Raw genomic sequence first — 8,732 nt, 5'->3', positions numbered from 1 at the left:
GGGCTTTGTGGTGGTGGGCGTGCTGGTGTTGGATTTGGAGTGGGGGGGGCGGGGGGGCGGGGGGGCGGGGGCGGGGGGGGGGGGGGGGGGGGGGGGGGGGCCCCCGGGCCCGGCGGGCACGGCGGGGCGCCGCCGGCCCCCGGGGGCGCGACGCACGCGTCCGTGGGATCCGGCGGACCGGCCCACGGGTCACGCACCGCGCACCTCCACCGGATCCCCGGGCCCGGGCGCCAGCGCCCACCAGGCCGCGAGGCCGAGGACCACCGACATCAGCACCGTCGACGGGCCGCCGATGTCCGCGTAGAAGAAGTCGATCAGCTGCCAGGCGAGCAGCCCGGTCGCGACCAGCGCGCAGTCCGCGCCCGTCCGGCGCCGCCGCAGCGCGCCCACGAGCAGCGCCAGCCAGCCGCCCGCCAGCGCGAGCAGCCCGATCAGCCCCTGCTCGGCGAGGACCAGCAGGTACATGTTGTGCGGGGAGAGCAGCGGCTGCTTCCGGAAGCCCGCGCCCGCGCCGGCCGTGTCGCTGCCCGAGGAGAGCGCCACCGAGGCGTTCGAGTCCCGGTGGTGCGGGAAGCCCTTCAGCCCCACCCCGGTCAGCGGCTCGGAGCGCCACATCCGCCCGGCCGCCGCCCACATCGTGTACCGGTCCGTCACCGACCGGTCCGGCGCCGCCGTCACCCGCGTGATGCTGGCGACCCGCTCCTCCACCATCGCCGAACCGACCCCGAGGCCGCCGACCAGCACCACCGCGAGCGCCCCCACCGCGAGCGCCACCCGCACCGCCCGGCGCACCCCGCCGAGCAGCAGCTGGATCCCGCAGGCCAGCACGGTCGCGATCCACGCGCCCCGGCTGAAGGACAACACCAGCGGCACCACGAGCAGCCCCACGCAGACCAGCGCGGCGGTCCGCGCCCGCCCGGGGCCGCCGCCCAGGGCCAGACCGACCGCGATCACGAGCCCGTACGCGACCACCGTCGCCATGCCCATCACGTCGGTCGCCCCGAAGGTGCCGACCGCCCGGACGTCCTCCCCCTGGTACGAGGCGCCGGTCCCCGTCAGGTACTGCGTGACGCCCACCGCGCCCTGGAGCAGCGCGAGCCCCACCACCCCCCACGCCACCACCGCGAAGTCCCGCCGGTCCCGGACCATCAGCAGCACGGCCGCCGGGACCAGGACGAAGACCTGGAGGTAACGGGCGACGCCCGGCAGACTGGCGGCCGGGTCGTACGAGGTGACCGCGGCCAGGCACACCCCGAACACCGGCAGGCCCAGCACGACCGCCGCCGTCCGGGTCAGCGGCCGGGCGCTGCCGCGCAGCACCCGTACGAGACAGACCAGCACCAGCAGGCCGGAGGCCGCGTCGGCGACCGTCCCGGTCCCGCCCGTCCCGCCCTCCGCCCCGCCGCCGCCCGGCACCAGCAGCAGCGCGATCACCGCGAGGACCGGGGAGAGCGCCCCGGCCCGGCGCGCCCACTCCCGCAGGTCCGGGGCAGGGGCCGGGTCCGGGGCCGGGGCTCCCGCGAGGACCGGCGCCGTCGTCACGGCCGTGGCCATCCTCAGCTCCCCGTCGGCCGGACGAGACCGGCCGCCGTGCGGACCAGGATGCAGACGTCCTGCCAGAGCGACCAGTGGTCGATGTAGTGGTTGTCGAAGCGGCAGCGGTCCTCGATCGAGGTGTCGCCGCGCAGCCCGTGCACCTGCGCCAGACCGGTCAGCCCCACCGGCATCCGGTGGCGGGCCGCGTACCCGGCGTGGATCTTGCTGAACTGGGCGACGAAGTACGGGCGTTCGGGCCGCGGCCCGACCAGGCTCATGTCGCCGCGGAGCACGTTCCACAACTGCGGCAGCTCGTCCAGCGAGGACTTCCGCAGGAAGGAGCCGGCCGCGCTCATCCGCCGGTCCCCGGCCACGTTCCACCGGGTCGCCGACTCCGTCTCGTCCGAGGGCCGGAGCGTACGGAACTTCAGCAGCGTGAAGTGGCGTCCGTGCTGGCCCACCCGCTCCTGCCGGAACAGCACCCCGGGCCCGTCCGAGAGCCGCACCGCCAGCGCGCACACCGCGAGCACCGGCAGCGCCAGCGCCAGCGCCGGACCGGCCAGCACGATGTCGAGGGCCCGCTTGGCGCGCGCCCCGCGCCGCTCGGAGGGCGCGATCAGCCGCCGCCGCGCGTACCCCCACACGTGCTCGCCCATCGGCCCGTCCTGCCGCTCGCCGCCGACCCGCCAGGTCGCGCAGCCGTAGTGCTGGAAGAGGGCCACGAGCTCCGGCTCGTCGGAGAGGAACACCGCCTCGCGGACCGCGTTCTGGATGACCGCCCGGCGGATCTCCTCCGCCGTCGTCAGCACCGGCAGCCCCGGCTCCACCGGCCGCTGCTCGCCGACGGTCACGTCCGGCAGCCCCACGACGCCGACCGGCCGCATCCCGTACTCGGGGTGCTGGAGGGCCGCCGCCGCGAACCGGCGGGCCGCCGTCGGCGGCCCCACCACCAGCGCGGACCGCGGCCGCTCCCGGGCGATCCGCCGCCCGCGCGCGAGCAGCACCGCCCGCAGCACGGCGGCGACCCCGACGTGCGCGGCGTACGCGCCGCACAGCCGCAGCGGTCCGATCGCCAGCGCCGGCGACCAGGCGGCGGCCCCGGCCGCCGCCACGCACCACACCACCCCGGCCCGGGAGGCCAGCGCGGGCAGTTCGTCGAGGAGCCGTACGTGCGCCGCCGGCCGGTACAGCCCGCCGCGCCCGTCGAGGACGAGCAGCAGCGCGACGACCGGCAGCAGCAGCCGCGGGTCCCGGTGGGCGGGGCCGAGCAGCGCGGCACCGGCGAGCACGGCCAGGCAGTCGACGGTCCGCAGCACCGCCGTCCCGGGCCCCGGCGGCGCGGCCGCCCGCCGGCGCGGCAGCGCGAGCCGGCCGGGCAGCCGCCGGCGGGGGAGGAGCGAGGCCGACCCGAGGGCCGGGCCCGCCACGGGCCACGGCCCGGGCGAGGAGGGAACGCTGGTACTTTCCGTGGTCACTGCGCAATCGGCTCTCTGTGCTCGGTGCCCCGCACTCCGGCCAGCTCGCGGTAGATCTCCGCGACGGCCGCGCCGGTGCGCCGCACATCGAATCTGCTGAGGACGTGCTCGTGGGCCTCCCGGCCCAGCTGGTGCCGCAGTTCCGGCCGGCCGAGGAGGCGGCCGAGAGCGGCGGCGAGGGCGGCCGGGTCCTCGGGCGGGACCAGGCACGGGGCTTCGTGGCCGGGCGGCAGGCTCTCGCGGGCCCCGTCCACGTCGGTGACGACGACCGGCCGGCCCGCCGCCATCGCCTCCAGGGGCGCGAGCGCCATGCCCTCCCAGCGGGACGGCAGCACGACGACGTCCGCCGCCCGGTACCAGGGGGCGGTGTCGCGCACGGCGCCGGCGAACCGCACCGACGGACCGGCGGCGGCCCGCAGCCGCTCCTCGTCCGGCCCGTCGCCGACCAGCACCAGCCGGGCGGCCGGCACCTCGGCGAGGACCGCGGGCCAGGCGGCGAGCAGCACGTCCTGGCCCTTCTGCCGGCAGAGCCGGCCCACGCACACCACGGTGGGCGCCGGGTTCCCGGCGGGCCCGTCGGTCGCGAACCGGGCCGTGTCCACCCCGTTGTGCACGACCGACCAGGCCGCCTCGACCCCGGCCTCCTCGCCGGTGCGCCGCTCCGCCTCGCTCACGCACAGGATCCGGGCGGCCCAGCGGGCGCCGAACCGCTCCCAGCGGCGGGCGAGTTCCGCGGTGGTGCCGGTGACGGCCTCGAAGGACCAGGCGTGCGGCTGGTACACGGTCGGGATCCGGCCGCGCACCGCGAGCCGGGCGCACAGGCCGGCCTTCGCCGAGTGCGCGTGGACGAGGCCGGGCCGGACGGCGCGGACCACCCGGGCCAGGCCGCGGACCTCCCGGAACAGGCCGGGGCCGGGCTCGCGGCCGGCCCGCCAGTCGTGGACCTCGGTCTCCCCGGCGCGCAGTTCGGCGGCGAGGGCGGTGCCCGGCGGGCAGGCGACGACGGGCCGCAGCCCGGCCGCGCGCTGGGCGCGCACCAGGTCGGCGACGACCCGGGCGACCCCGCCGTCGCCGGGCTGGACCGCGTGCAGGACGGTGACGGACCCGGGGTCCGTCTCGATCGGGGCCCGCACGTCAGCGCCGTACGTCCGCCTGCAGGAAGAGCGCGCCCAGCCAGACGGTGTCCTCGCGGCTGCCGAGCCGCACCTGGACACCGTCGGCTCCGCGGCGCAGCGCCTCCCGCAGATCGAAGACGTCGGAGTCGTACCCCAGGGTGTTCCCGGCGGCGGGGAAGCGTGCCGTCCCGGCCGTGCCGAATTCGGTGATGCTGGAGTTCAGGACGTCGTTCGCGGAATTGGCGGAATCGCCGATCGCGGTGACGTCCCGACGGCCCGTCCGCACCTCCAGGTAATCCCCGGAAGTCCCCCGGTCGCCGTCATAGGCGACCACTCCGAGCCGCCCTTCGGCGCCTTCCGGATAACGGTTCCGGTCGAGGGCGAGGCGCAGTTCGCCGGAGCGCGGGCCGACGGTCTCGAAGCCGTCCCAGACGCTCACCCGGCGCAGCGGCTCGCCGTCCTTCTCGTACGCGGCGACCAGCGTCCAGCCGCCCCAGCCGCCCACCGCGCTGCGGCCCATGGCCACGTTCACCTGCGCGACCGTCCACTGTCCCGGCTCGGCCCACCGGACCAGCTCGGTGACGTCGGCGGAGGCCTGGAAGGCGTCGGCGCCGTCGGCGGTGCGGTGGCCGACCAGGGTGTCGGCGAGGACCGCCTTGTACCGCCCGCCGGGCTCCGCGATCAGCACCCGCCCGTCGTCCTCGGGCGGCTTCTGCTCGCCGACCCGCAGGTTCCCGCCCCAGTACAGGCGGGCCCAGGCGACCCGGGCGCCGGCCGGCACCGGCAGTTCGGCGCGGCTGGAGTTGTACGTGTTCGGGTCGTCGTCCACGTCGACGTAGCCGATCGCCGCCCCGTCGTTGGCCGTCTCGGTGCCCAGGGCGCCCTTGGCCGAGGTGTTGGCGGCGCGCACGATCCCGCCGTGCAGTTCGGCCTGGTAGCGCGCGGCGAAGGGGATGCGGGCCGCCTCCCCGGACCCGGGCGCGGCGGAGGCGAGCGCCGGGGCGGCGGACAGAACCGCGCACGACAGGGCGCACAACACGCTGCGACGTACAGCAAGAACCGCTGAATTCCGCATACAGGTTCTCCGCTTTGATGAGAGAAGGTAGGGAAGACCCGTGAGGACCGGGGGAGGGGGAGGAGTCGTCCGCACGAAATGGGTGAACGCGCGGCGGGCCCGGAAGCAACGTTCGGGAACGTTATAACCCCGGCGCGGGGCGATAGTAAGCATTAGATGCTCGGAAACGCTAACTCCCGTATCCGCGCGGCAGGTTCCTCGTTGTGCGTGTTGCGCCATTCCCCGGCCCGTCCCTCGAATGGCCCTCCCGCGACCCAAAGATCGGTTGAACGTCACCCGTTCGGGAGAGCAACCGATGAAAATCCGGCGCGTTGTTGAGGGAGCCGGGCCGAACAGTCCGCGCAGTCCGAGTTGGAAATCGATCGAGGAGAACTTCTCCATGTCCCGTATCGCGAAGGCCGTTGTCCTGACCGTGGGTGCCGCCGCCGCGGTCGCCGGCGCCACCGGTGTCGCCGCCGCCGACTCCATCGCCGAGGGCGCCGCCGTGAAGTCCCCCGGTGTCCTCTCCGGCAACGTCGTGCAGGTCCCGGTCCACATCCCGATCAACGCCTGCGGCAACACCGTGAGCGTCATCGGCGCGCTGAACCCGGCCTTCGGCAACGCCTGCGTCAACGCCTGATCTCGCACGTCGGATCGGTCCTTCCGAAGCCGGTGCGCCCACCCCGCTGGGTGGGCGCACCGGCTTTTCCCTTGTGGTCACCGGGTCGGTACCCGTTCGGACGCACCCCCGTGCGCCGCCCGGTGCAACGGCGTACGCCCCTTCGGGGGGCAGGCCGGGAGGGTGGATTCACTCGAACGGAGGCGTGGCGCTCAGTAGTTCTCCGGTTGCGGAGGGCTATACCCGCAGGCACGGTGGGAGAGCAGTTGTCCGACGCATAAGGAAAAGGAACACATATGCGTCCCCTGGCTTCACGCCGTCTCACCGTCCTGGCGATATCCGCCGCCCTCACCCTCGGCGCGGCGGGACCCGCCCTCGCCGGCGAACACCACCCGTCCCGCGCGGCCGACCGGGCCGCTCACGCCCCGCTCCCCGACACGGCCGCCCTGCTGACCCAGACCAAGGCCCTCGGTGACGTCGGCGGGGTGACGACCCCCGTGACCGAACTCGTCTCGGCGGCCCTCAAGGCCGACGGCGGCCGGCTCCCCGCCGCCGACGCCGAGGCCCTGAAGGCCAAGATCAAGGACGCCGTCGACAAGGCGAAGGGGGCCGTCCCCGCCCCGCTGCCGGAGACCCCGGCCGTCCCGCCGGCCGTCGGCACCCCGGTCGCCCCGCCGGCCGTCGGCACCCCCGTGGCCCCGCCCGCCGTCGGCGCGCCGGTCGCCCCGCCCGCCGCGGAGGCGCCGGTCGGATCGCCCGTGAAGCCGCCCGCCACGCTGCCCGTCGCGGCCGGGGCCGCGGCCGCGAAGGCGGCCCCCGCGGACCTGGTGGGCGACGCCCTCGCCTCCGTCGAGAAGGCCGTCGCCGCCCTCCTCGCCGCCGCCACCTCGGGCAACGCCGCCGCCGTCGCCCCGCAGGCCACGGCCGCGCTGACCTCCCTGGTCAACCTCGCCGTCGCCACCGTGCTCGGCGCCGGGCTGCCCGCGCCGGACCTGCCGGGCCTGCCCAAGCTGCCCGCGCTCCCGGTCGAGGCCCCGCCCCTGCCGGTCGACCCGCCGGTCCAGGCCCCGGAGGTGCCGGTGAAGCCGCCGGTGGCCGCGCCCGAACTGCCGGTGAAGCCGCCGCTGCCGGTCGGCTGATCCGAGCCCGCTCCCGACCCGTACCGGTCCGGCCTCCCGCCGGGCCGGTACGGGCACGCGCGCGTCCGGTCATCCGGAAATCACACCGGTCCCCTTCGATCGGGTGCAGTGTCGAGAAATCCTTCCTCCCGGAGTTTCCGGGAAGCGCACCTCTCGTTACAGAAGGCAGAACGACGCGCGGCGATTTCCCCAAGAAGTCTGCGCGGAACGTGAGTTGAAAGAACAGAGGAAGGATTCTCCCCATGAAGCCCACCAAGGTCGCCGCCGCCGTCGCCGGTTCGCTCATGGCCCTCGGCGTCGCCGCCCCCGCCATGGCCTCGGAGGCGATGACCCCGACCAGCCTCAACGGCGGCCTGGAGGCGATCGCCGCCAACGGCCTGAAGTCGGACGTGCTCAGCAGCACCACCGAGGGCTCCCCGGTCAAGACCGTCACCGACACCGCGACCCAGCTGAACCAGACCGGCAAGGGCCTCCCGCTGCTCGGTGGCCTGCCTGCCGGCCCGCTCGGCGGCTGATCGAATGATTTTCTGACCGGTCGCCGTGTGGCCTCGACTCCACACGGTGCGCCGCTCCCTACTCTCGGGACCGTCCCGCGTGAACGACAGCGGGTGACACGGCCGGACGGAGCGAGGGGGGATCCTCGCCGGTCTCTCCCTTTCTCCCGAGGAAGAGCGGTATGCGGTCCATCATCAGCAGGAAAGTACTCACCGCGGCGGCAGCGACCGGCTTGCTGTCGCTGACCGGCGGTTTCGCGCTGGCCGCGAACGCCCACCCCGGTACGGGCGACACGCCGGGACCCGGCAACGGCCAGGCCCACGCCCCCCTCCCGCCGGAACTCTGCGGCGCGAACATGGACCTGGGCGATTACGTGGCGTCGGCCGTCGGAGACCTCTGCGCCCACACGGCGGAGGACCCCGACGGCGGCTACGGCGAGGAGCCCGGGGAGCCGCCGGCGACGCACCCGCCCACGCACCCGCCGACGTACCCGCCGACCAAGCCGCCCACGCACCCGCCGACGTATCCGCCGACCAAGCCGCCCACGCACCCGCCGACGCACCCGCCGACCGAGCCGCCGGGTGACTGCGAGGCGCCGGAGCCGGGTGAGGAGCCGGAGCCGGGTTGTGAGGAGCCGTCGGAGCCGCCGACGTATCCGCCGACCAAGCCGCCCACGCACCCGCCCACGAACCCGCCGACCAAGCCGCCGACGCACCCGCCGACCGAGCCGCCGGGCGACTGCGAGGCGCCGGAGCCGGGTGAGGAGCCCGAGCCGGGTTGTGAGGAGCCGTCGGAGCCGCCGACGTATCCGCCGACCAAGCCGCCCACGCACCCGCCGACGCACCCGCCCACGAACCCGCCCGGCGACTGCGAGGCCCCGGAGCCGGGTGAGGAGCCCGAGCCGGGTTGTGAGGAGCCGTCGGAGCCGCCGACGTATCCGCCCACGCACCCGCCCACGCACCCGCCGACGCACCCGCCCACGAACCCGCCCGGCGACTGCGAGGCCCCGGCCCCCGGCGAGGAGCCCGAGCCCGGCTGCGAGGAGCCGTCGGAGCCGCCGACCGGCACGCCCACGACCCCGCCGCACGGGCCCGACAAGCCCGAACTCCCCGACACGGGCAGCGACCCCGCCCTGTGGGGAGCGGCCGCGATCAGCGCCGCCCTCATCATCGGCGGCACCGTCGTCCAGCTCCGCGGCGGACGCCTCGTCCGCTCCCGCCGCCACTGACGTACGAGCACGGCTGACGTGACGTCAACGGAGGCCCCCGCCCTCACCGGTGGGGGCCTCCGCCGTTGCTG

At 75.9% G+C, this 8,732-nt stretch carries 8 protein-coding genes; 4 read left to right on the top strand and 4 right to left on the bottom strand.

Annotated features, from left to right (window positions below):
* Positions 1-189: 189 nt before the first annotated feature.
* From AB0E83_RS03280 to AB0E83_RS03265, 4 genes are read right to left on the bottom strand one after another with little or no spacing between them, the layout of a single operon-like run.
* Positions 190-1,554, bottom strand: a complete 1,365-nt coding sequence (locus AB0E83_RS03280; RefSeq protein WP_362105087.1) for an O-antigen ligase family protein — start codon at positions 1,552-1,554, stop codon at positions 190-192.
* Positions 1,555-1,556: 2 nt separating this feature from the next.
* A complete protein-coding gene (locus AB0E83_RS03275) occupies positions 1,557-3,011 on the bottom strand; it encodes an exopolysaccharide biosynthesis polyprenyl glycosylphosphotransferase (RefSeq protein ID WP_362105084.1) in 1,455 nt (484 codons plus the stop codon).
* Positions 3,008-4,144: a glycosyltransferase gene (locus AB0E83_RS03270; RefSeq protein ID WP_362105081.1), complete on the bottom strand. Its 1,137-nt coding sequence runs from the start codon at positions 4,142-4,144 to the stop codon at positions 3,008-3,010. The genes AB0E83_RS03275 and AB0E83_RS03270 overlap by 4 nt, the downstream gene beginning before the upstream one ends.
* Before the next feature lies 1 nt (position 4,145).
* Positions 4,146-5,201, bottom strand: coding sequence for a DUF3344 domain-containing protein (locus tag AB0E83_RS03265; RefSeq protein ID WP_362105078.1), 1,056 nt, complete (start codon positions 5,199-5,201; stop codon positions 4,146-4,148).
* Between the two features lie 379 nt (positions 5,202-5,580).
* Between AB0E83_RS03265 and AB0E83_RS03260 the strand changes: the two genes are divergently transcribed.
* The 4 genes from AB0E83_RS03260 (at position 5,581) to AB0E83_RS03245 (ending at position 8,661) form a co-directional block, all read left to right on the top strand.
* Entirely contained in the window at positions 5,581-5,820 is a 240-nt protein-coding gene (locus AB0E83_RS03260) for a chaplin (RefSeq protein WP_362105075.1), read from the top strand.
* 275 nt (positions 5,821-6,095) lie between these two features.
* The gene (locus tag AB0E83_RS03255; RefSeq protein ID WP_362105073.1) at positions 6,096-6,938 is read left to right on the top strand and encodes a hypothetical protein; all 843 of its coding nucleotides are present in this window, start codon (positions 6,096-6,098) and stop codon (positions 6,936-6,938) included.
* 242 nt (positions 6,939-7,180) lie between these two features.
* Positions 7,181-7,453, top strand: coding sequence for a hypothetical protein (locus tag AB0E83_RS03250; protein WP_362105070.1), 273 nt, complete (start codon positions 7,181-7,183; stop codon positions 7,451-7,453).
* Between the two features lie 161 nt (positions 7,454-7,614).
* A complete protein-coding gene (locus AB0E83_RS03245) occupies positions 7,615-8,661 on the top strand; it encodes a hypothetical protein (protein ID WP_362105067.1) in 1,047 nt (348 codons plus the stop codon).
* The last annotated feature ends 71 nt before the right edge of the window (positions 8,662-8,732 follow it).

It is taken from the genome of Streptomyces sp. NPDC035033, assembly GCF_040636735.1.
GTDB lineage: Bacteria > Actinomycetota > Actinomycetes > Streptomycetales > Streptomycetaceae > Streptomyces.
The sequence above is the reverse complement of the archived record's forward strand: the minus strand, read 5'-3'. Positions and strand labels throughout refer to the sequence as shown.

Coding starts and splice junctions, on each gene's coding strand:
- AB0E83_RS03280 (WP_362105087.1), bottom strand. CDS start 1,554: ATGGCCACGGCCGTGACGACGGCGCCGGTCCTCGCGGGAGCCCCGGCC.
- AB0E83_RS03265 (WP_362105078.1), bottom strand. CDS start 5,201: ATGCGGAATTCAGCGGTTCTTGCTGTACGTCGCAGCGTGTTGTGCGCC.
- AB0E83_RS03260 (WP_362105075.1), top strand. CDS start 5,581: ATGTCCCGTATCGCGAAGGCCGTTGTCCTGACCGTGGGTGCCGCCGCC.
- AB0E83_RS03255 (WP_362105073.1), top strand. CDS start 6,096: ATGCGTCCCCTGGCTTCACGCCGTCTCACCGTCCTGGCGATATCCGCC.
- AB0E83_RS03250 (WP_362105070.1), top strand. CDS start 7,181: ATGAAGCCCACCAAGGTCGCCGCCGCCGTCGCCGGTTCGCTCATGGCC.
- AB0E83_RS03245 (WP_362105067.1), top strand. CDS start 7,615: ATGCGGTCCATCATCAGCAGGAAAGTACTCACCGCGGCGGCAGCGACC.